General features: G+C 66.0%; 23 protein-coding genes. 7 read left to right on the forward strand and 16 right to left on the reverse strand.

Annotated elements, in window-relative coordinates; genetic code table 11:
- Positions 1 to 100: 100 nt before the first annotated feature.
- The 4 genes from N7607_RS17260 (at position 101) to N7607_RS17275 (ending at position 2,627) form a co-directional block, all read left to right on the forward strand.
- A complete protein-coding gene (locus N7607_RS17260) occupies positions 101 to 685 on the forward strand; it encodes a DUF6151 family protein (RefSeq protein ID WP_279866485.1) in 585 nt (194 codons plus the stop codon).
- Between the two features lie 104 nt (positions 686 to 789).
- On the forward strand, positions 790 to 1,164 hold the full coding sequence (locus N7607_RS17265) for a DUF1801 domain-containing protein (protein ID WP_279866486.1): 375 nt from the start codon (positions 790 to 792) through the stop codon (positions 1,162 to 1,164).
- 165 nt (positions 1,165 to 1,329) lie between these two features.
- Positions 1,330 to 2,097 (forward strand): alpha/beta hydrolase, encoded by a 768-nt coding sequence (locus N7607_RS17270; protein ID WP_279866487.1) that lies wholly within the window; start codon positions 1,330 to 1,332, stop codon positions 2,095 to 2,097.
- Between the two features lie 218 nt (positions 2,098 to 2,315).
- On the forward strand, positions 2,316 to 2,627 hold the full coding sequence (locus N7607_RS17275) for a hypothetical protein (RefSeq protein WP_279866488.1): 312 nt from the start codon (positions 2,316 to 2,318) through the stop codon (positions 2,625 to 2,627).
- A gap of 6 nt (positions 2,628 to 2,633) precedes the next feature.
- Here the strand turns inward: N7607_RS17275 and N7607_RS17280 are convergent, their stop codons facing one another.
- The 6 genes from N7607_RS17280 to N7607_RS17305 all read right to left on the reverse strand — a co-directional run bounded on the left by N7607_RS17280 (position 2,634) and on the right by N7607_RS17305 (position 8,261).
- Positions 2,634 to 3,602, reverse strand: coding sequence for a spore coat protein U domain-containing protein (locus N7607_RS17280; RefSeq protein ID WP_279866490.1), 969 nt, complete (start codon positions 3,600 to 3,602; stop codon positions 2,634 to 2,636).
- The gene (locus N7607_RS17285) at positions 3,599 to 5,809 is read right to left on the reverse strand and encodes a fimbria/pilus outer membrane usher protein (RefSeq protein ID WP_279866491.1); all 2,211 of its coding nucleotides are present in this window, start codon (positions 5,807 to 5,809) and stop codon (positions 3,599 to 3,601) included. The genes N7607_RS17280 and N7607_RS17285 overlap by 4 nt, the downstream gene beginning before the upstream one ends.
- 106 nt (positions 5,810 to 5,915) lie before the next feature.
- Complete coding sequence (locus N7607_RS17290; protein WP_279866492.1) at positions 5,916 to 6,671, reverse strand: molecular chaperone; 756 nt, start codon at positions 6,669 to 6,671, stop codon at positions 5,916 to 5,918.
- Positions 6,672 to 6,677: 6 nt separating this feature from the next.
- On the reverse strand, positions 6,678 to 7,250 hold the full coding sequence (locus N7607_RS17295; protein ID WP_279866493.1) for a spore coat U domain-containing protein: 573 nt from the start codon (positions 7,248 to 7,250) through the stop codon (positions 6,678 to 6,680).
- Positions 7,250 to 7,762: a spore coat U domain-containing protein gene (locus tag N7607_RS17300; RefSeq protein ID WP_279866494.1), complete on the reverse strand. Its 513-nt coding sequence runs from the start codon at positions 7,760 to 7,762 to the stop codon at positions 7,250 to 7,252. The genes N7607_RS17295 and N7607_RS17300 overlap by 1 nt, the downstream gene beginning before the upstream one ends.
- Before the next feature lie 49 nt (positions 7,763 to 7,811).
- Positions 7,812 to 8,261 (reverse strand): spore coat U domain-containing protein, encoded by a 450-nt coding sequence (locus N7607_RS17305; protein ID WP_279866495.1) that lies wholly within the window; start codon positions 8,259 to 8,261, stop codon positions 7,812 to 7,814.
- A gap of 655 nt (positions 8,262 to 8,916) precedes the next feature.
- Between N7607_RS17305 and N7607_RS17310 the strand changes: the two genes are divergently transcribed.
- Entirely contained in the window at positions 8,917 to 11,037 is a 2,121-nt protein-coding gene (locus tag N7607_RS17310; protein ID WP_279866496.1) for a hypothetical protein, read from the forward strand.
- A gap of 51 nt (positions 11,038 to 11,088) precedes the next feature.
- Positions 11,089 to 11,388, forward strand: coding sequence for a hypothetical protein (locus tag N7607_RS17315; RefSeq protein ID WP_279866497.1), 300 nt, complete (start codon positions 11,089 to 11,091; stop codon positions 11,386 to 11,388).
- Positions 11,389 to 11,486: 98 nt separating this feature from the next.
- Here the strand turns inward: N7607_RS17315 and N7607_RS17320 are convergent, their stop codons facing one another.
- Both N7607_RS17320 and fnr read right to left on the reverse strand, forming a co-directional pair.
- On the reverse strand, positions 11,487 to 12,035 hold the full coding sequence (locus N7607_RS17320) for an adenine phosphoribosyltransferase (protein ID WP_192398385.1): 549 nt from the start codon (positions 12,033 to 12,035) through the stop codon (positions 11,487 to 11,489).
- Between the two features lie 9 nt (positions 12,036 to 12,044).
- Positions 12,045 to 12,779: a fumarate/nitrate reduction transcriptional regulator Fnr gene (gene fnr, locus N7607_RS17325; RefSeq protein ID WP_279866498.1), complete on the reverse strand. Its 735-nt coding sequence runs from the start codon at positions 12,777 to 12,779 to the stop codon at positions 12,045 to 12,047.
- Positions 12,780 to 12,961: 182 nt separating this feature from the next.
- Here fnr and N7607_RS17330 point away from each other — a divergent pair, with 182 nt between their 5' ends.
- A complete protein-coding gene (locus tag N7607_RS17330; protein WP_279866499.1) occupies positions 12,962 to 13,411 on the forward strand; it encodes a hypothetical protein in 450 nt (149 codons plus the stop codon).
- 196 nt (positions 13,412 to 13,607) lie between these two features.
- On the opposite strand, the gene hemN is transcribed toward N7607_RS17330, so the two are convergent.
- The 8 genes from hemN to N7607_RS17370 all read right to left on the reverse strand — a co-directional run bounded on the left by hemN (position 13,608) and on the right by N7607_RS17370 (position 21,719).
- Positions 13,608 to 14,990, reverse strand: coding sequence for an oxygen-independent coproporphyrinogen III oxidase (gene hemN / locus N7607_RS17335; protein ID WP_279866500.1), 1,383 nt, complete (start codon positions 14,988 to 14,990; stop codon positions 13,608 to 13,610).
- Between the two features lie 114 nt (positions 14,991 to 15,104).
- Complete coding sequence (locus N7607_RS17340; RefSeq protein WP_279866501.1) at positions 15,105 to 15,788, reverse strand: sulfite exporter TauE/SafE family protein; 684 nt, start codon at positions 15,786 to 15,788, stop codon at positions 15,105 to 15,107.
- A complete protein-coding gene (gene ccoS, locus N7607_RS17345) occupies positions 15,781 to 15,987 on the reverse strand; it encodes a cbb3-type cytochrome oxidase assembly protein CcoS (RefSeq protein WP_279866503.1) in 207 nt (68 codons plus the stop codon). The genes N7607_RS17340 and ccoS overlap by 8 nt, the downstream gene beginning before the upstream one ends.
- 90 nt (positions 15,988 to 16,077) lie before the next feature.
- The gene (locus N7607_RS17350) at positions 16,078 to 18,477 is read right to left on the reverse strand and encodes a heavy metal translocating P-type ATPase (RefSeq protein ID WP_279866504.1); all 2,400 of its coding nucleotides are present in this window, start codon (positions 18,475 to 18,477) and stop codon (positions 16,078 to 16,080) included.
- A gap of 13 nt (positions 18,478 to 18,490) precedes the next feature.
- The gene (locus tag N7607_RS17355) at positions 18,491 to 18,994 is read right to left on the reverse strand and encodes a FixH family protein (RefSeq protein WP_137972945.1); all 504 of its coding nucleotides are present in this window, start codon (positions 18,992 to 18,994) and stop codon (positions 18,491 to 18,493) included.
- Between the two features lie 14 nt (positions 18,995 to 19,008).
- Positions 19,009 to 20,424, reverse strand: coding sequence for a cytochrome c oxidase accessory protein CcoG (gene ccoG, locus N7607_RS17360; protein WP_279866505.1), 1,416 nt, complete (start codon positions 20,422 to 20,424; stop codon positions 19,009 to 19,011).
- 135 nt (positions 20,425 to 20,559) lie between these two features.
- Positions 20,560 to 21,537 (reverse strand): cytochrome-c oxidase, cbb3-type subunit III, encoded by a 978-nt coding sequence (gene ccoP, locus N7607_RS17365; RefSeq protein ID WP_279866506.1) that lies wholly within the window; start codon positions 21,535 to 21,537, stop codon positions 20,560 to 20,562.
- Complete coding sequence (locus N7607_RS17370; RefSeq protein WP_137972948.1) at positions 21,534 to 21,719, reverse strand: cbb3-type cytochrome c oxidase subunit 3; 186 nt, start codon at positions 21,717 to 21,719, stop codon at positions 21,534 to 21,536. Before N7607_RS17370 ends, ccoP begins: the two co-directional genes overlap by 4 nt.
- Positions 21,720 to 21,725 lie beyond the last annotated feature (6 nt).

Consider the following 21,725-nt stretch of genomic DNA (forward strand, 5'->3'; position numbering starts at 1 on the left):
GTCGTTCGCTTCGCTCACTCGGGACCGGCTAAAGCCGGCCCCTTAACCAAACGTTATACGGCAGAGATGAACGGCCGTTATTTAGGAAGGGATATCCAAAATGCATCCGATTCAATGCAGGTGTGGCGCCGTTAAAGGCCAGCTCGAAAGCAATAACACCCACAGTCGCTTAATCTGCCATTGCGCCGATTGCCGTGCCTTTGCGCGTTTTCTTGGCAATCCCTCTGGCGTGCTGGATAAGCAGGGTGGAACCGAGATAGTCCAGATAGCGCAACAGCACTTGCGCTTCTTGCAGGGCGAGGAGCTTTTGTCGGCAGTGCGGCTCAGCGATAAGGGCATGCTGCGCTGGTACACGTCATGTTGTTCGACGCCTATCGGCAACACCATGGCTGATCCCAAGGTGTCGTTTATCGGCTTGGTTCACACCTGTCTGGACCGTCAGCACATGGATAGGGATTTTGGTGCCGAGATTGCGGTGCTGAATACGGACACTGCGCTGGGCGATCCGCAGCCCAAGCAGCGTGGGCTCCTTGGTGTTATCGCTCGGTTTATCTGGATCGTGGTCACAAACCGTATCGGTGGGGGGGACCGGAAGTCGCCCTTGTTCGATGTTTCGGGCGTGCCGCGGGTCGTTCCCAGAGTCTTGAGGCCTGAAGAGCTGGCCAGCTTGAAAGTCGATGCGTGAGCCTTGTTCGACCTGGTCAACCGGTGCTGGAGAGGTGCCTTCCCATTCGGCCAGCCCAGCGCCAAACCCGCCCAAACGCATATTCGCGATGAGGTCAAATTGAGATGACAGGCAAGCGTCCAACCACTATCGCCGAATACATCGAGGCAGCGCCTGTCGAGAGCCGGCCGCATCTGCGCACGCTGTACGAAATTCTCAAGAGCGTCGCGCCGGAGGCGCAGGAGGCGATCAAGTGGGGCGCTCCGTTCTTCGTGGAGCCGCGTTTTCTGTTCTCTTTCTCCGCGCACAAGGCGCATTGCAACTTCGCGCCCACCCAGGCGGCGCTGGAGGCGTTTCGGAAGGAGCTGCAGGGGCACAGGACCACCAAGAACTACCTGCAGATTCCCTACAGCGAGCCCGTGCCGGAGGCATTGGTGCGCCAGTTGGCCGAGTACTGTTTGCGGGCTGTTCGAGCGCGCAAGGATGAGGCCTTTTGGTAGCTTGAACTCCGACCGGCGCTGCCTGCCTGTTTGCACATGGATTGCACTTTGTGGCTTACGCGCGTCCCTCGCATATGTTCGAGCCCTTGCTGCCATGTGCAGCGCAGGGGCGGGAAGGGCAGGTACGACGCGGTCGCTGGCGCCTAATCATTCAAGGTTCGCTTCATGTATCGATTTCCTCCCAGACACAAGGCGCTGATCGGCGCGGAAAGCATCGAGTACGTGCTGGCCGGCAGCGGGCCGGCGACGGTGGTGTTGGTCAACGGCTCCGGCGGGCCGATCGAGGGTTGGCACAAGGTGTTCGAGGCGCTCTCGGCAGTGGCCAGGGTGTTCGCCTACAACCGTCCCGGCATCGGCGGCAGCGCCAAGCCGCAGGTGGCCCAGTCGGCCGCGCAGATGGTCGATTCGTTACGGCAGACCCTGCGGGCGGCCGGGCTGCAGCCGCCCTATGTGCTGGTGGGGCATTCCCTGGGTGGGCTGATCGTCAACCTGTTCGCTCGGCTGCACCCGCAGGAAACGGCCGGGGTGGTGCTTGTCGAGGCATCGACGCCGGATGACGTGCTTCTGCTGCACCAGCACGACACCCGGCTACAGCGCTTGCTGGCGGCGCTGCTCGCCAAGCTGTCACCGCCCAATCCACTGGCGGAAACCCAGCAGCTGGAGCGCTCCGTGGCCGAGTTGCAGGTGGCGCCTGGTTTCCCGCCGGTACCGCTGACCGTTATCAGCGGCGGCAAGCCGGCGATGGCCTGGGCCACCGCAGAGCAGGCCCTGACGTTGCGAGCCGAGCATCAGAAGGCGCTGGCCAAGCTGTCGCCGCTGGGTCGGCAGGTGATGGCGCTGCGCAGCGGCCATTTTCCCCAGTTCAGTGAGCCGGAGCTGGTGGTGGCTGCTATCGGCGAGATGGTAAAGGCCGCCGCGCACCAGCCAGGTTGATGTCCGCACGGTTGCTAGCGGTCAGCTGTGCGCTCGGTGGCTTGTAAGCCATTCGCTATGTTCTTCGTCGGAAAGGGTTGATTTCATATTGATATCACCGTTCCGCTCGCATAGCCTTTATTCACTATCGCTTTTAGCCCGTTGGCTAAGCGGCAGCTGGTTCTACGGATGGACTATTCCCCGCATTCAATAGGCCGTCTTACCGTAGAGCTGTCGGTATGTATTTCAAACGAATCCTCGCCACGTTGGCGTCATTCTCCGCTTTGCTCCTCGCGTGCGCACCGCTGGCCCACGCCGGGCAGGCCGGTGGGCAGCTGAATGTCAGCCTGACCATCGTCAAGAGCTGTGAAGTAGCGGGCGAATCCACCTCCGGCGCCTACCGGGTCAGCAGCCGTGGCTGCGAGGCAGCTGCCTATCAGCTGCAGGACGAGAGTGGAAAGCCGCTGGCCACCCAGCCCGCCGAGCGCGACGCGGTTACCCGCCTGGACGCCAGCGACAGCGCCAGCCCGCGCGTCGTCGTTTACTGGTAAGCCACCTCAGTAGCTGATGATCAGCAGCACATTGTCGATGTAGGTACCCGCCGGCACGTTGGGCTGGCTCGGGTCGATGATCGCCTGGTAGGAAAAACTCTGTGAGTCGCCGGTGCCCGCCGCGCTGAGCGGCGTCGTGGTGTTCCAGATCACGCTGCTGTTCGGGCGGTACAGGTGGTAGCGCATGTATTGCCCGCCATTGGCCAGGCGTCGCCAGGACGCCTGGTAGTGCTGCCCATCGTCGAAGCCCAGGGTGAAGCCTTCGCTATTGGTACAGGTGACTGCCAGCGACTGCACCTGCGGGCCGAACTGGCTGATCAGCGCATGGGTGCCGAAATTCACCGCCGGCAGGCTGTCGATCTGGCAGGCCTTGGTCACCACCAGGGTGATGTTGATCGTGGCCAGCGAGCCGCTGCCCCAGTTGTTCGGAGTGCCGCAGATCACCACACAGGGCTGGGTCAGGCCAGGGCTGCGCTCCCAGGCGCAGATATTGAGCGCGCCGAGCACGCAGATCGCCCAGTCCCAGCGCAGGGTGACGCTGGCGGTGTAGGTGCCGGCCGGCACGTTGGGGCCGAGGTTGGTGCGGAAGTACAGGGCGATGGCGGAGGAGGTTCCGCCGATGGTCAGCAGGTTGATCACCCCCAGCTGCTGCGCCGTGCCGGAGGGCAGCGCCTGGGTGAACCCGGCGTCCTGATAGATCTGGAAGGGGATCTGGTTGCCGTTGCCGTCCTTCAGCAGCAGCGGTGCCGCCGAATTCAGAGTCACCCGCACGTAGGCACCACTGAACGCCGTGAGTACCCCGCCGCAGGACAGACCGGCCCCCGCTGCGGCCTGCTGGGCTACGTTGCGCAGGGCCAGCGAGCTGGCAGTACCCAGGTTGACGGCGGCGGTATAGGTACTGCAGGCGGCGCGTGCGGGAGCCGCGCCGAGCAAGCCAAGCACCAGCAGCAGGACTAGCAGGTTGCGCCGGTTCATGGCGTGGTACCGCCTGGCAAACAGGGCAGTGGGCCGATCAGGGCGATCTCCGCGGCCTTGGGGTCCAGTGCGAACTGGCTGGAGCAGGTCGCGCCGCTGGGCAGGCGCACTTCGAGGCTGTTCTGCTCGGCCAGGCCCTCCAGATACACCTGGCCATCCCAGCCGACGTAGGTCTGCTGGCCAGAGGGCTGGTGGGTCACCCGCGCGCCCCGCGGCAGCGCCGTGCCGCTGGCGTCCACCAGGCCCACGCTGGCGGCCAGGCGCTGCTGCAGGTCGAACTGCAGCAGGGCGCCGCTGCCCTCGTGCACGGCGATCTGGCGCAGGGTGTCGCCGCTCTGCACGTTGCTCGGCAACTGCAGCAGGTCGATCTCGTACTGGCCGGGGTAGTAGGACGGCACCCAGGGCACCAGCAGGTAGCCATGCTCGTCGGTCTGGCCCAGCAACTGGTGCTCGAAGCGCACCGGCACCTTGGCATAGCCGTTGGTGCTGACCACCACGAAGGCGTCGTCGATGCGGTTGCTGGCGAACACCTGGCCTTGCATGGCCACCAGCGAGCCACTCAGCCCGCCCCAGTGGGTGGTGAGGTCGCCATCCTGATAGATGCCTCCCTGCAGCTGGGCCTTGCTGGTGCGCCAGGTCATGTCGGCCTGGCGGTACTCGCCACCACCGCCGGCGTAGCCCAGGTTCCAGCCCAGGCCGCCCTCGCTGGGCGGGCTGCGGCTGTAGTTGACCCGCGCGCGCTGGTCGCCGTCGCTGTTGCGCTCGATGCCGGTGGAGAGGGTGGCGAGCAGGTCGAAGGGGATCACCAGCTGCGCCTGGGCCGAGTAGTCGGACTCGCCGATCTGCCGGTTGAACGACAGGTAGACGCTGCTGTTGCTCCACAGGCTCTTCGACCAGGACAGGTTGATCAGACGAGTGCGGGTGCCGTCGTGCTCCTCGTTGGCGAAATAGCCGACACCGAAGGAGCCGAAGCGCTCCGGGCTGAAGGTGAAGGTCAGCTGGTCGCTGGTCTTGCTCAACTGGCCGCCGGTGAGGCCATCCTCCAGGGCGTCGACCAGGCTGAGGTCGGCGTAGCCCTCGCTGCGCTGGATGCGCTGGGCGGTTACGCCGAAGTGGCGCGCGTAGTAGCTGTAGCCGAGGCTGTACTGCTGGCCGCTGCCGATGCCCTGGCTGTGGCTGACCGAGCTGGTCAGGGTGCCCAGCATGCCCAGGCCGAATGTGCCGCCGAGGCCTCCCAGGCGCAGGTCGTCGCCGACTTCGGCATGGCCTTCCAGGGTGAAGTGGTCGTTGACCCCGTAGCGCAGGGTGCCGCTGCTGGCGAAGCTGCCGTAGGAGAAGTTCTCCAGGCCGTAGTCGCGGCGCAGCTTGCCGGCGGACAGCGAGTAGTCGAACAGGCCCTGCTTGAGCAGGGTGTCGGTGACGTAGAAGGGCACCGCCGTGGCCACCTGGCGGCCGAGGGCGTCGGTGGTGACCAGGGTCGCGGTGCCGGCGCCGCTGATGTAGGGCACGGTGTTCAGGGTGAACGGGCCGGGACGCAGGGTTTCACTGCTGACCCGCGAGTTGTCGATGAACAGGTCGAGGGTGCTGGGCACTGCGGCATCGCCGTCGAAGCGCGGCAGCGGGTAGGTGATCAGGTCCGGGCGCAGGGCGAAGTTGCGGGCGATCTGCAACCCGCCCAGGCGTACCGCGCTGTTCCAGGTCAGAGCGTCGGTCACCAGGTCGCCGCCGCTGTAGCTGACCATGTCATCCTGGCGATTGAAGCGCCAACTGGTGTCGTAGCGGGTGTAGCCGTCCTGGTAGCCCGGTCCGCTGAAGCTGTGGCGATAGACGCCAGTGTTGGAGATCACGCCGAAGCCGTCGAACAGGCGCTGCTCCAGCCAGGTGTTGGCATAGTGGCTGCCGCTGTCGCTGTAGTAGAGGTCGTAGTTGAACAGCAGTCCGAGGGAGCTCTGCGCCGGTAGCGGCTGGTTCAGGCTGGTGGCGCCGAAGCTCTGCAGCGGCAACCACTCGCTGGGTAGGGTGAGCAGCAGGCGCTGGCTGTCCTGCTGGTACTTGCTTTGTAGCTGGTCGATGGAGTCCAGCGCCACCCAGGGCTCGCCGCCAGCATCCAGGCGCACGCCGGCGGCGATCAGCTCGCCGCGTTCGACGTATAGCCGGCCTTGCAGCTCGCGCACCGCCAGCACCTTGCCGCTCGGCAACTGGTTCACCACCAGCTCCAGGTAGAGTTGGTTGGCGCTCTCCAGCTGCTCCGGCGACTCGGCCAGAGCTGACGTGCAGAGCAGCAGGGCCAGCAGGCACAGGCGCCGCAGCCAGTCACTCGGGCTGGATTTGCTGGGGCTTTTTCCATTCGTTGATCCGGGCTTCCAGGCGGCCCTGCCGAGGCGCGGCGCTGGGCAGCTGCCAGCGCATTTCCGCGCCGGGCAGCACGTAGCCGAGCAGGCCGTTGGCCAGGCTGAACTGGCCGAGGTTGGCCTGTGAGAGGCGGGCATGGGCTGAGCCCTGGTTGCGGATGTAGAGGAAGCGCTGGCCGCCGCTCTCGACGATGCGGTAGTGCAACTGCGGCGCCAGGGGCTGGCCAGTCCGTGGTGCGTCACTGGAGCCGTCATCCAGGAAAGCCCCGGCACCGGTCACGAACAGCGGCACCGAATAGCGCATCTGGAACTGCACGCCGAGCTCTGGCGGTCGCTCGTTCGGCGGCAGTACCTCGTCCACCAGCACCCGGTAGCTCTGCAGGGTGCCCGGCGCCGCCGGCTGCAAGCTGACCAGGCGCACCAGTTGGCGCTTGCCCGGCTGTAGGGTGGCCATGGGCGGGCTGCCGACCACCTGCTTCTGCTGGCTGAGCTGGTCCTCGAAGCCCGTCTGGTGCCAGGCCAGCACGCGGATCTGCAATTCCACCGGCGCCAGTCCGCGATTCTCCAGCCACAGCGCCGCGGCCTTCTGTTCGGCCTCGATCAGCGGGTTGATCGGCCAGATGAGAATCGAGCTGGCCGCCTGGCCGGTCTGTGCCACCAGCAGCGCCAGCAGGAGCCAGTGCGGGCGGAGCGGAGTGAATGAAACGAGGTTGGTCATGGTCGCTCAATAGCTCAGGGTCACGGTGACCGTGTCGACGTAGAAGCCGGCCGACGGCATGGGGCTGACGCTGAACAGCCGCGCGTAGACCGGGTAGGTGAGGCTGTTGCCGCTGGAGGGGAAGGTGGTGCTGATGTTGGCGCCGCCATTGCTGCCGTTGCCCCAGACGACGCTGTAGCCGGCGTCCTGGTACAGCTGGTAGCGCAGCTTTTCGCTGCCCTTGGCCAGGAAGCGCCCGCTGCCGACGCCGCTGGCGTTGTTGCCGGCATTCAGTGACAGGGTGAAGGGCGTGCCGGGCGAGCACTGCAGGACGATGGAGCCGCTGCCCGGCGTGCTGACCACGTCCAGGTTGCTGCTCAGGGTGCTGACCTGGCCGAAGGAGATGCTGCCGAACGAGGTGGCGTCGCTGCTGCCGGCGCCCAGCAGGCAGCCGGGGACTATCACCGCACGCAGCTCGAAGCTCTGGCTCAGGGTCTTGTCGTTGATGCCGCTGTCGGCGAGTGACGGCAGCGTGAAGGGCAGCAGGAACAGCCCTGGCCAGATGCTGCGGGGCGCAAGCCAAGGGCATCGGCACGACATCACCAACTCACCGTGACGGTCAGGGTGTCGCCGTAGTTGCCCGCCTGGGGCACCGACTGCGCCGGCACCCTGCCGTATACCGGCAGCCACTGATCCTGTCCGTTGCCTATGCCGGTGACGCCGGTGCTGTTATCCCAGACGGTGGCGTAGTCCGCTGCGGTGTAGAGGTTGTAATCCAGCTGCGCGGCGCCGGGGCCGAGCAGCTTGCGGCTGGCCACCACGCCGCTCTGGCCGCCGTTGATCAGTACCCGGTAGGGTACGTTTTGCTGACAGTTGACCCGCAGCGCGCCGGCGTTGGGCTGGCCGACCTTGCTGACCGAGTTGGACAGGGAGAAGTGGGTGCCGAAATCCAGGGTGCCGAAGTCGATGCTGCCGCCGTTGATGCTGCCGGCATAGCAGGCGGGAAGAACCTCGACGATCAGTCCGATACTGGCCGTCTTGTCGACCGCATGCTGTTCGGCCGAGCCGAGCATCAGCAGTGGTAGCCACCACGGGCGGAATGTACGGCGCATGTTTCTTCCCTGAGCTGAAAAGAATTCCTCGATCGGGTGGATTGCTGACTCACCAGGTGACCGTGACCTGCACGGTGTCTAGGTAGGTGCCGGGGGCGGGTGTGGCCTGGGCGGGCACCCGGCCATAGACGATGACTTCTTCGTCGCTACCGGTGCCGACGCCGGTGAGTACCGTGCCGCTGGCGCCGCCATCGCCCCAGGGCACCTGGCGCGCGCCGTCCTGATACAGGTCGTAGGCAACGAAGGCGCCGCCGCTCTGCATGCGCCGCTGGCTGCCGCTGGGGTTGGCGCCGGTGTCGATGGCGATGCTGTAGTTGGTGTTGAGGCTGCACTGCAGGCCGAAGGAGCCACCGCCGCCGCTGCCCACCGAGCGGCCGTCGATGGTGTTGTCCAGGTTGGTGTAGTCGCCGAAGGTGAGGGAGCCGAAGGTGTTGACGCCGCCGCTCTCGGTGCCATTGGTGACCGTGCACCCCGTACCGACGATGAGCTGCACGTTCATTTGCCCCTGCAGCTCGCCGGCCGCCCAGGCCGAAGTGCCGAAAAGACTAAGCAGAATTACCGATGCGCTCTTGAAATGGTTCACGGCTGGCCCATCCCTTCAGGCTGAAACTCCACTGTTTTTGGGACCATAGTCCAGCCCCCGTGTACGCTCAAATTGGCACGAAACAGGCGCGCTGGTAGCTGTGCTGTCTGTGTAGCCGTCACCGCAGCTAAGTATCTGATGAGAAACAGCTATTCCTGCTTGTAGGCACTTTACCCGGGTGTTGATGGCAAATGGCTTACATCTCTTCTTGGCTTTGGCGTACGCGCTTGGAGAGCCAGATTCTGACTTTTCGATCAGGTAGAGCGAGCCGGTTCCCGCTGCGCTCTGCCACCGCTGAAAGCGGTAATGAAAGCGCGCGTAAGTCAGGGATTCGCTGGCCTTGGGCTACTTTTGCCCGCTCGTCTTGTGGCCCACCCAGGCGGATGGGCGGCACTGTGCATTCGGAATAACAGTTCCATAATCCCTGCGTCGTGCGCTGCGCTGTGCGCACGAGTCAACCCCACATGGATCTCTCCAAGGGTGACGTGCCATACCAGTGCAGTAGCTCGCGCAGTGATTTAGGTAGTTCTACGGGCAGGGTGCGCCCCTTGTTGAATAGGAGTGTTCAGCAATGTCCCGCCTGCCTGAAAATCCGCAATTCCCGCCTCTGCCCGATCTGCTGCCGCCCGGCCAGGAAGATGCTCCGGTCGCCAGTGCCGCAACCCGCGGCAATATCGCCATCAACCCCAACATCACCGCGCTGCCCGGGCCGGGTGAGATTATCATTCCGCAGTTCCGTAGCGTGCGCGCCGGTTGTTGGCTGCTCAACTACAAGCCCAGCGGCGCCTCGCTGGTGTCGTACGACGGGACTCTGCGGGTCGAGTCGCACAGCGATGGCCGCACGGCCAGCGGCGACCTCTATCAGCGCCCGGTGATCTTCCTGCCGATCCCCATCCCGGTGCCGTTCCCCACCCTGCAGACCAAGACGGCGGCGACCAACCTGTCGCTCAAGCCGATCCTGTTGGCCGGGCCCAATCCGGCCTCGGGCATCCCGATCCTGGCGCGCAACAACTACCGCTACTACGTGCGCGTGACCTCGCTGCCGGAGTATTTCTACCTGGGCAACAGCTTCAGCCTGGGCTTCCAGCTGTACCGCTTCACCGCGCCGAACACCTGGGCGCTGGAGAGCACACTGACCGCGCAGATGGTGCGGATCACCGCGCCGGCCGGCTATCCGTCGCCGTCCGACTACGCCGAGGGCGATGTGAAGAACGCCGCCGGTGCGGTGGTCGGTCGTCTGACCATGGGCTGGCTGTCCACCTACTTCCGCCGCTGCACCATCGAGATCGACACGGTCAACGGCTCCGAACGGCCGACCAACAGTGGCGTGGGCCACACCTGGGCGACCGTGATGGACGCGGTGGGCTTCCAGACCAGCGTGAGCCTCAGCGACACCAACGTGCTGGAGCCCAGCGGCGCCTCCTGGTCCAACGGTGAAATGCACGCGGCCATGCTGGCGCGGCGCTCGGTGGTGAACCTGGACACCGAGTGGCGCTATCACATCCTCGCGGTGAAGAACATCGACTCCACGCCGCGCGGGATCATGTACGACAACGGCGGCACCGACTCCAACAACGTGCCGCGCGAAGGCGTCGGCATCTCCTCGCACTGGACCATCGACCCCGGCTGGGGCACGGTCAGCGGCCAGCGTTTCGGCACCGCCGCGGCGCCGTACTTCCGCACCGCGGTGCATGAACTGGGGCACGCCCTGGGCCTGTACCACAACTCGGCGGACTTCGGCTTCATGTGCACCAGCGACGTGATCGCCGCCAGCGCCACGCCGGGCAATCCGTTCCCGGGCAATATCCAGTGGTCGTTCCATCCGGACAACCTCAAGCAGCTGCGCCACTACCCGGACCCGTTCATCCGCCCCGGCTCGGTGGCCTTCGGCAGCGCCTCCACGGCGACCCCGCCGATCACCCCGACCGACCTGGAAGCGGAAGTGCTGGGACTGCAGGTGGAGGTCAACGCGCTGCTCGGCGAAGTGCCCCTGGGCGCGCCGGTGCGCGTCAGCGTGGCGCTGGTCAACCGCAGCGAGCAGCCACTTCAGGTGCCGGCCGACCTGAGCCTGAAGAGCGAGCATGTCAGCGGCAGCGTGACCGATCCATCCGGCAACCAGCGCACCTTCCGCACCATCATCCACTGCATCGAGGACTCGCCATTCCGCGTGCTGCAGCCGGGTGAGCGCATCGAGGAGTCGATGACCCTGATGCGCGGCGCCGAGGGCGCGCTGTTCGGCGTGTCGGGCATCCACGAGGTGCGGGTGGACGTGCACTGGGACATCGACGGCATGGTCGCGCATGCTTCCGGTCGCGCCACGGTGATGGTCACCGCCGCGGTGGACGAGCGTCACGCCCAGGCCGCGCACAAGGTGCTGGCCACGCCGGACGCGCACCTGGTGCTGGTGTTCGGTGGCGATCACCTGAGCGACGGCATCGAGGCCATCCAGGCCGCGCTGGCGTCGCCGGTGCTCAAGCCGCACTTCGCGGCGATCGAGACCAAACGCCTGGCCGCGCGCTTCATGAAGCGCAAACCGGACGTCAAGGCGGCCACCGCGCTGCTGGATGACAGCACGGTGATGAGCAACGCCGAGCAGAACAAGCTCGACCGCCTGCTCAGTGATGCCGGTGGCAGCCTGCCGAAAATCAGCCGGGCCAAGCCCAAGCCTGCCCGCCTGGCGACTGCCAAGTAGGGCATAACGGATGCGGGGCTTCGGTCCCGCATCTCGCAAAAGGAGAGTCTGATGGCAGAGCTCGATCCCAGATTGCCGGGCACCTGGCGCATGTCCGAACAGGCGCCCTGTGCGGCCGGCTACGCCGCGCACCTGCGCTTCGAGGACGGCGGCCTGTATTTCGGCAGCACCGAACCGGCCGGCGGCTTCACCTGGTGGGACCAGGGGCGCTGGCGGGTAGCGGCGCCGGGGCAGGTGGCGCTGTCCACCGCCAACGACGAAGTGGTGACCTACGCCTACAGCCTCATCGACGGCACACTGACTTTCACGGACCCGTCGGGTTGTAGCTTCAGCTACAGGCGCAGTACTTAGCGCCCAAGGCGCCCGACCTCCGGCAGGAGATCGATGTGCACTGACGCGGATGTCGCGGGTTGCACCCGCCCTGCGTTGCGCAGGGCGGGTGGCGCCTGTCAGCGTTCGCCGAGCTCGAAGGCGGTCAGGGTGAAGGTGGGGATGCCGATATCCTGCAGCTTGCGCGAGCCGCCCAGCTCGGGCAGGTCGATGATCGCCGCGGCCTCGTGCACCTGGGCGCCGAGGCGTTTGACCAGGCGCGCGGCGGCCAGCAGGGTGCCGCCGGTGGCGATCAGGTCATCGAAGATCAGCACCCGGTCGCCTTCGCACAGGCTGTCGGCGTGGACTTCCAGCAGGGCTTCGCCGTACTCGGTCTGGTAGCTCTCGGCGAGTACTTCGGCCGGCAGCTTGCCCTGCTTGCGGAACAGGATCAGCGGCTTGTTCAGCTCGTAGGCCATGATCGAGCCGAACAGGAAGCCGCGCGCGTCCATGGCCGCGATATGGCTGAACTCGGTCTCGACGTAACGCTGGATAAAGCTGTCCACCACCATGCGCAGGGCGCGTGGCGACTGGAACAGCGGGGTGATGTCGCGGAACACCACGCCGGGCTTGGGGAAGTCCGGCACCGGGCGGATCAGCGATTTGATGGCGAATTCGTCGAAGATCATCGCGTGTCCTCAGTCGGGCATATTGCCGCCGGCCAGAGCGCACAGCTCGATGGGGTCGAGGATCTGCACTTCCTTGCCTTCGGCGTTGATCAGGCCGTTCTGCTGGAAGCGGGTGAACACCCGCGACACGGTCTCCACGGCCAGGCCCAGGTAGTTGCCCACTTCGTTGCGCGACATGGCCAGGCGGAACTGGTTGGCCGAGAAGCCGCGGGCGCGGAAGCGAGCGGAGAGGTTGACCAGGAAAGTGGCGATGCGCTCGTCGGCGGTCTTCTTGGAGAGCAGCAGCATCATCTGCTGGTCGTCGCGGATCTCGCGGCTCATCACCCGCATCAGCTGGCGGCGCAGCTGCGGCAGCTGCACGGACAGCTCGTCCAGGCGCTCGAAGGGAATCTCGCACACCGAGGTGGTTTCCAGGGCCTGGGCCGATACCGGGTAGACCTCGGTGTCGACGCCGGACAGGCCGACCAACTCGCTGGGCAGGTGGAAGCCGGTGATCTGCTCCTCGCCCGAATCGCTCAGGGTGAAGGTCTTCAGCGCGCCGGCGCGCACGGCGAACACCGAGTCGAAGGCATCGCCCTGGCGGAACAGGAACTCACCCTTCTTCAGTGGGCGCCCGCGCTTGACGATGCGGTCCAGGGAGTCCATGTCCTCCAGGTTCAGCGACAGCGGCAGGCACAGTGCGGCCAGGCTGCAATCCTTGCAGTGGGCCTGGTGGGGGCTGTGTACCTTGATGGTTTCTGGCATCGGAGTTCCCTGAGTGGAGATCACACACAAAGACAAAGGTTAACCCATTGGGCCGCAGGTGGACCAGGCCGACCAAGGTCGGCGGGGGATTAGGTTCGATGGTGGGACATGGCTGACCGCTTGCTCAAGTTTTTTCGTCGCCTTCCGATAGCCCGGTGGAAGAATGCGCCGAGGGAGATTCCATGCTGAGGGTAGACATGAACGGCCTGGTCGAGCGCCTGTCGCTCGGTGTGCAGCGCCAGGTAGCACGCGCCGAGGGCGTGGTGGCCAGCGAGGAGGAAGTGCGCGACGGCCTGCGCGTGACCCTGTCCGAACTGGGCAAGGTGCGCGCCGCCGCGCCGAAGAACAACGATATCGACGAGGCCGACCTGCCGGACAACATCAAGGAAATCCTCAAGATGATCCGCGAGCTGCGCCGGCAGATCGCCGAGAAGCAGGCCGAGCTGCAGGCGCTGATGGCCGAGTCGGGGGACCCGGAGGCCAAGCAGATGCGCCTGGAGATGTTGCGCGGCGAACTGGCCTCGCTGCAGGGCGCCCTCAGCACGGCCCAGGCCAGCCTAGTGGAGGCGTTGAAAGACAAGCGTCTGAGCGATGACCAGCGCATGCAGGCGGCCAGTCTGGCGATGGCCTGACCCTATGGCGTGTATGAAATCCGGGATTGCGGGTTCGTTCGCCCCCGGATTGCATCCGGGCTACTTGGCTGAGCGATGACCCGCTCATGCAGGCGGTCAGTCTGGCGATGGCCTCAACCTGTAGCCCGGATGAAATCCGGGATTGCGGGGTTCATTCATTCCCGGATTGCATCCGGGCTGTGGGCTTGTCCGAATTTCAGATAACCCGCGAGAAGCGCTGCTGGTTCTGCTGCTCCAGATAGTGGTCGAACAGCATGCACAGCGAGCGCACCAGCAGGCGGCCGGCCGGGCGCACGTCGATGCCGTGTTCGCTCAGCTCGATCAGACCATCGCGGGCCAGTTGCTGCAGCTGCGGCCAGATGGCCGAGAAGTAGCTGCGAAAATCGATGGCGAAGCGCTCCTCGATCTCGCGGAAATTCAGCTGGAACTGACAGATCAGTGCCTGGATCACGGCGCGGCGGATGCGGTCGTCTTCGTTGCAGTGCAGGCCGCGCTGGGTGGCCAGTTGGCTGTTGCCCAGGCTCTGCTGGTAGTTGGCCAGGTCGCTGCTGTTCTGGCTGTACAGGTCGCCGACCTGGCTGATGGCGGACACGCCCAGGCCGATCAGGTCGCAGTGGCCGTGGGTGGTGTAGCCCTGGAAGTTGCGCTGCAGGGTGCCGTCTTCCTGGGCCATGGCCAGCTCGTCGTCGGGCAGGGCGAAATGATCCATGCCGATGTAGCGGTAGCCGGCGGCAGTGAGCTGCTCGATGCTGCCCTGCAGCATCTCCAGTTTCTGCGTCGGGCTGGGCAGCTCGTTTTCGTTGATCCGCCGCTGCGGCATGAAGCGCTCCGGCAGGTGCGCGTAGTTGAACACCGAGAGCCGGTCCGGCTGCAGGGCGATCACCTCGGCCACGGTGCGGGCGAAGCTCTCCGGCGTTTGCAGTGGCAGGCCATAGATCAGGTCGATGTTCACCGAGCGGAATTGCAGGGCGTGCGCCGCATCGACGATGGCACGGGTCTGTTCCAGGGTCTGCAGGCGGTTGATGGCGCGCTGCACGTCCGGGTCGAGGTCCTGCACGCCGAGGCTGACGCGGTTGAAGCCCAGCTCGCGCAGCAGGCCCATGGTCGACCAGTCGGCTTCGCGCGGGTCGATCTCGATGCCGTAGTCGCCACTGTCGTCGTTCAGCAGGGTGAAGTGCTGGCGGATGTGTTCCATCAGCCGCCGTAGTTCGTCGTGGCTGAGGAAGGTCGGGGTGCCGCCGCCGAAATGCAACTGTTCGACCACCTGGCGTTGGTCCAGGTGGCGCGAGACCAGGGTGATTTCCTGCTCCAGGCGCTCCAGATAGGGCAGGGCGCGGCCGCGGTCCTTGGTGATCACCTTGTTGCAGGCGCAGTAGTAACAAATGTTGGCGCAGAACGGCACGTGCACGTAGAGCGACAGCGGGCGCTGGGCCTTGCGGCTGTCGCGCAGGGCGTGCAGCAGGTCGAAGGAGCCGACCTCGCCATGGAACTGCACGGCGGTGGGGTAGGAGGTGTAGCGCGGGCCTGGCCGGTCGTGGCGGCGGATCAGGTCGGCGTCCCAGCGGATGGCGTCGAGCATGGAGAGATCCCTGGATTGGCAATGTGGCCAGTCTAGGGATTGCGGCGGCGATGCTTTTTGACTCAGATCAGGTCGGCGCGTAGGAGCCTGTCAGAGGCTACCCCTGCTTGGGCGCTAGTGTCCCATCAACCAATGCTGGTGCGGGCCGGGCAGGGTCCACAGGCCGAACAGGATTACCAGCAGACCGCCGGCCATGCGCACGCCGCGCTGGCGCAGCAGGGCGGTCAGGCGTTCGGCGGCCATGCCGGTGGCCAGCAGCACCGGCCAGGTGCCGAGGCCGAAGGCCAGCATCAGCAGCGCACTATCGGCCGGTGAGCCCTGGCTGGAGGCCCACAGCAGGGTGCTGTAGACCAGGCCGCAGGGCAGCCAGCCCCACACGGCGCCGAGCAGCAGTGCGCGCGGCAGGCTGCTGACCGGCATCAGGCGGCTGGCGATGGGTTGCAGGTGGCGCCAGAGGTGACGGCCGAGGGCCTCGATGCGCGTCAGGCCGCTCCACCAGCCGGCCAGGTACAGGCCCATGGCGATCAGCAGCAGCGCAGCGATCACCCGTAGCACCATGGCCGCCGGGCTGCTGGCCACGGCCCAGCCGGCCAGGCCGATCAACAGGCCGGCCGTGGTGTAGCTGAGGATGCGCCCGAAGTTGTAGGCCAGCAGCAGACGGAAGCGTCGGGCGCGCTGTTCCGGCGGAATGGCCAGGGTCAGCGCGCCCATCAGGCCGCCGCACATGCCCAGGCAATGGCCGCCGCCGAGCAGGCCGAGGATCAGCGCGGAAACCAGCAGCGGCGCCAGTTCAGGCACGTGGCTCGTCCTTGTCTTCGGCCTTGTCGGCTTCGGCAATAGCGGCCTTGTGCTGCGGGTCTTCGTCGTCGAACAGGATGCTGTGGGCGGGGCTGTCCAGGTCGTCGTACTGGCCGTTGTCCACCGCCCAGACGAACAGCCAGATGGCGAAGCCGACCAGGACCACGGCAATCGGAATCAGGATGTAGATGGCGGACATGGCGTCTCCGGATGCGGACCAGGCGTAGGGTGGATGTGGCTTTGTACATCCACCATTGCAGGTTGGTGGATCGCTGAGGCGCGATCCACCCTACAGGCGTGCCAGGCGCAGGGCATTGAGTACCACTAGCAGCGAACTGGCCGACATGCCGAGCGCGGCCCATAGCGGCGTGACCCAGCCGAGGGCGGCGAACGGCAGCACCAGGCCATTGTACAGAGTCGCCCAGGCCAGGTTCTCGATGATGATGCGCCGCGTGCGGCGGGCCAGGGCAAAGGCCTGCACCAGGCTGCCGAGGCGGTTGGACAGCAGCACGGCGTCGGCGCTGGTCTTGGCCAGGTCGGTGGCGCTGCCCATGGCCACGCTGATGTCGGCGCCGGCCAGCACCGGCACGTCGTTGACCCCGTCACCCAGCATCAGTACGCGGCGGCCCTGGGCGTGCAGGTCTTCGAGTACCGCCAGCTTGGCGTCCGGGGTGAGGCCGCCACGGGCATCGTCGATGCCGAGCTGGCGCGCTACTTCGCCGACCATGGGCGAGCTGTCGCCGGACAGCAGGATGATCTGCCAGCCCTGGGCACGGCAGGCGGCGAGCAGCTCGGGAGCGTCCTCGCGCAGGCGGTCGCCGAGGACGAACCAGGCCAGCGGGCCGCGCTCGTCGCCGAGCAGCAGCCACTGGCCGTGCTCGCCGGGAATGGCCGGTGCCGCGCGGCCGGCCAGCGCCGCCACATAGCCGGGTTGGCCGATGCGCAGGCGGCGGCCGTCGACCACGCCCTGCAGGCCCTGGCCGGGCTCGCTGGCCAGTTGCTCGGCGCCCTGGTTGCTGTGGCCGAAGGCGCGGGCGATGGGGTGTTCGGAGCCGTGTTCGAGGGCGGCGGCCAGAGCCAGGCAGGCGTCGGCGTCCAGCTCGCGCAGGGTCTCGATGCGCTCCAGGGTCAGGCGGCCCTCGCTGAGGGTGCCGGTCTTGTCGAAGATCACCGTGTCGATCTGCTTCAGGCCTTCCAGCACATGGCCACGGGTCAGCAGCAGGCCGAGCTTGTGCAGGCTGCCGGTGGCGGTGGTCAGCGCGGTCGGGGTGGCCAGGGAGAGGGCGCAGGGGCAGGTGGCGACCAGCAGCGACAGCACGATCCAGAACGCCCGCTCGCTGTCGAGCTGCCACCAGATCAGGCCGACCACGGCGGCCAGGCCCAGCACGATGAGCAGGAACCACTGGGCCACGCGGTCGGCCATCTCGGCCATCGGCGGCTTGTCGGCCTGGGCGCGTTCGAGCAGGCGCACGATGGCGGACAGGCGGGTGTCGTTGCCGAGGGCCTCGACCTGCACGGTCAGCGGGCCCTCGACATTCAGCGTGCCGGCGGTGACGACATCGCCTTCACTACGGGCCAGAGGCAGGTATTCACCGGTGAGGAGGGATTCGTCGACGCTGGACTGGCCGCTGACGATGCGCCCGTCCGCCGGCAACTGGGCACCCGGCGGCACCAGCACGCGATCGCCGACTGCCAGCTCGCGCAGCAGGATGCGCTGGCTCTGGCCGTTGTCGTCCAGGCGCAGGCACGAGGGCGGCAGCAGGCTGACCAACTGCGCGGTGGCCGCCGCCGTGCGTTCGCGGGCACGTCGCTCCAGGTAGCGGCCGGCGAGGAGGAACAGGGCAAACATGCCCACTGCGTCGAAATACAACTCGCCGACGCCGGTGACGGTGGACCAGATGCCGGCCACGTAAGCGCCGCCGATGGCCAGCGACACCGACACGTCCATGGTCAGGTGGCGCGTGCGCAGGTCGCGCAGGGCGCCGCGGAAGAACTGGCCGCAGCAGTAGAAGACGATGGGCGTGGTGAGGAACAGGCTGGTCCAGCGCAGGATCTTGTCCAGCTCCGGCGACAGGTCGACGTTGAACTCCGGCCAGGTGGCCATGGCAGCCATCATCACCTGCATCCACAGCAGGCCGGCGACGCCGATCTGGCGCATCGCCTTGCGGTTCTCCGCAGCCAGGCGTTCGCTGGCCTCGTCCGCCTGCCAGGGGTGGCCGGCGTAACCGATGCGGCGCAGCTCGGCGAGCAGCTGGCTGAGCGGTACCTGGCTGTCGGCCCAGCGTACCTGCAGACGCTGGTTGGACAGGTTGAGGTTGGCCTCGGCCACACCCGGCAGTCCGCGCAGGTGTTTCTCGATCAGCCAGCCACAGGCGGCGCAGCTGATGCCTTCGATCAGCAGGCTGGTCTCGCTGAGTTCGCCCTGGTGCTGGACGAAGCCTTGTTGTACTTCGTCGCGGTCATACAGCGCCAGCTCGTCGGGCAAGGCCTTGGGCAGGCTCTGCGGGTTGACCGCGCTGTCGCTGCGGTGGCGGTAGTAGTTGTCCAGCCCGCCGGCGACGATGGCCTCGGCCACGGCCTGGCAGCCCGGGCAGCAGAAGGCCCGCGGCTGATCCAGGACGCGGGCCTCGAAACGGCTGCCGGGAGGAACCGGCAGGCCGCAGTGGTAGCAGGGAAGGGGGCTGCTCATGCGGGCTGGAACATCACTCGCCGAGCTGGACGCGCTGGCCGCTGACCAGCTTCTCTTCCTCGAACAGGCGCCAGTCCTTGCCGCCTTCCTGGCCGATCAGCTCGATGAAGCGACGGCCCTCGACGGCGTCCAGCAGGTTGCCGGCGTAGCTGCCATCAGGCTGGGCCTGCAGCACCACGCGGCGGTCGCGCTCCGGCTGGGTCGGCGAGATCAGGTTGAGCACCAGCTGCGGCGGGTTGCTGTAACCCTGCAGCTGCAGGCTGACGCTGCCGCGTTCGTTGTCCAGGGTGAGGGCGGCCTTGAGCTTCAGGCGCTGGGCCAGCTCCTCGCGCTCCAGCGAGGTGTTGATGCCCTTGCCGACGTCGTAGTAGTTGTCCGACAGCAGGCCCGGCGGGTTCTTGGTGGCGATCACCAGCATGCTGGTGCCCAGCACCACGGCCATGCCGAGGATGCCGAGGATGAACCAGACCCAGGGCTCTTTGTACCAGGGGTTGACCGGAGTTTGAGGCGACGACATGGAGTGACCTGTGTTCAGCGCACGCTGGGGCCGATGAATCGGCTGTCGGCGTCGCTGTGGATGGTGGGATCTTCCAAGGCCTGGACCTTGAACAGAATTTCATTGGCGCTGGAAGGCAGCTTCTCCGGCTCGATGGACAGCTCCACCGGAATCGACAGCACCTCGCCGGCGGAGGCCTTGATCTCGCTGCGGCCTTCGTACGTGAGGCCGTCGATGCCTTCGACGGAGATCAGGTAGGTCAGGTCGCGCTGGGCCTTGTTCATCAGCTTCACGGTGTAGACGTTCTCGATGTGGCCCTGTTCGTTCTCGCGGAACAGCACGCGGTCCTTGAGCACGTCCACCTCCACCAGCGAGCGGCTGGCGATGGCCCAGGCGAACAGGCTCATCATGGCCAGCAGCACGACGGCGTAGCCTATCAGGCGCGGGCGCAGCAGTTGGGTCTTCTGGCCCGATAGATTGTGTTCGGTTGTGTAGCTGATCAGGCCCTTGGGGTAGCCCATCTTGTCCATGATGCTGTCGCAGGCGTCGATGCACGCAGCGCAGCCGATGCATTCGACCTGCAGGCCGTCGCGGATGTCGATGCCGGTCGGGCAGACCTGGACGCACATGGTGCAGTCGATGCAGTCCCCCAGGCCCTCGGCCTTGTAGTCGGCGTTCTTCTTGCGCGGCCCACGGTGTTCGCCACGGCGCGGGTCGTAGGAAACGATCAGGGTGTCCTGGTCGAACATCACGCTCTGGAAGCGCGCGTAGGGGCACATGTAGATGCACACCTGTTCGCGCAGCCAGCCGGCGTTGCCATAGGTGGCCAGGGTGAAGAAGCCGACCCAGAAGTAGGCCCAGCCATCGGCCGCACCACTGAGCAGGTTGGGGATCAGCTCGCGGATCGGCGAGAAGTAGCCGACGAAGGTCAGGCCGGTGACCAGGCCGATCAGAATCCACAGGCTGTGCTTGGCCGCCTTGCGCGCGAACTTCTCGGCGCTCATCGGCTGCTTGTCCAGCTTCATGCGCTGGTTGCGGTCGCCCTCGGTGATCTTCTCGCACCACATGAAGATCCAGGTCCACACGCTCTGCGGGCAGGTGTAGCCACACCAGACGCGGCCGGCGAACACGGTGATGAAGAACAGGCCGAAGGCGGCGATGATCAGCAGCGCCGACAGCAGGATGAAGTCCTGCGGCCAGAAGGTGGCGCCGAAGATGAAGAATTTGCGTTCCGGCAGGTTCCACCAGACGGCCTGACGGTCGTTCCAGTTCAGCCAGACGGTGCCGAAGTAGAGCAGGAAGAGAAAGGCTCCGCCGCTCAGACGCAGGTTGCGGAACAGGCCGGTGAAGGCGCGGGTGTAGATTTTTTCGCGGCTGGCGTATAGGTCGACGGTTTCGCCGCCCTTGGCCGGGGGAGGGGTGATGTTTCGGACGGGAATCTGTTCGCTCATCAGGGTCGTACCACGGCTTGGGTGAGTGCTCCGTCGATACTTGCCGAAGGAGTCAGGATTTCACGGCACTATGGTACGCCTGATCGAGCGTTGCCCGGGTGCGACCGGCGGTCGCGTCCCGGGCGGGGTGACGCCTTACTTCTCGACGGCTACGTCGGTCTTGCCGTGCGACAGGCTGTACACGTAGGCGGCCAGCAGGTGCACCTTGTCTTCGCTACCCACGTACGGCAGCTGGGCAGGCATGTTGCCGCTGCGGCCGTAACGGATGGTCTGCTGCAGCTGGGCGTAGCTGCTGCCGTAGATGAAGGCGCTCGGGTTGGTCAGGTTCGGCGCGCCCATGCTCGGGGTACCGGTGCCTTCCTTGGTGTGGCAGGCGAAGCAGACGGTCTCGAACACCTGCTTGCCGGCGGCGATGTCGGCCTTGGTGCCTTCCGGCAGCTTGCGGCCGGCCAGTTCAGTGAGCACGTAGGCGGCGACGTTACGCACGCCTTCCTCGCCGATGGTCGGCGCCTGGGCCGGCATCTGGCCGTGGCGGCCACCGATGATGGTCTGCTTGATGTCTTCCGGCTTGCCGCCCCAGCGCCACTCGTTGTCGGTCAGGTTGGGGAAGCCGTAGGCGCCCTTGGCATCGGAGCCGTGGCACACGGAGCAGTTGGAGGCGAACAGGCGACCGCCCATTTTCAGGGCTTGTTCGTCCTTGGCCACTTCCTCGATCGGCAGACCGGCGAACTTGGCGTAGATCGGCGCGTATTCCTTGTCAGCGCGGACCATTTCCTTTTCCCACTGGTGCACACCGGTCCAGCCGGATTCGCCGTTGGCGAAGGGCTTGCCGTCGCCAGCTTCGTTGTAGCCCGGCAGTACGCCTTTCCAGTTGCCCAGGCCCGGGTACAGGACCAGGTAGCCGAGGGCGAAGATGATGGTGCCGATGAACAGCATGAACCACCACTTCGGCAGCGGGTTATCGAACTCCTCGATACCGTCGAAGGCATGGCCGACGGTGTCTTCGGTGGTCTCGGGGCGTTGGCCCTTGCGAATACCGAAGATCAGCGCAGTAAGAGCCACGATGGTGCCGAGGCTCAGTACGCTGACGTAAATACTCCAGAACAAAGTCATTCTTTATTGCTCCCAGAATCTTGCTCGTCACGCTTTTTGGCCGGGACGTCGTCGGCGAAGGGCAGGTTGGCCGCTTCGTCGAAGCTGCTCTTGCGTCTGCTGCTGTAGGCCCAGAGCACCACGCCGATGAAGGCGATGAAGACCACTGCCGTGCCGATGCCGCGAATCATCCCGATATCCATCACGCG

Origin of the sequence: Pseudomonas sp. GD04019 (genome assembly GCF_029837695.1) — a bacterium.
In the GTDB taxonomy this organism is placed as follows: Bacteria; Pseudomonadota; Gammaproteobacteria; order Pseudomonadales; family Pseudomonadaceae; genus Aquipseudomonas.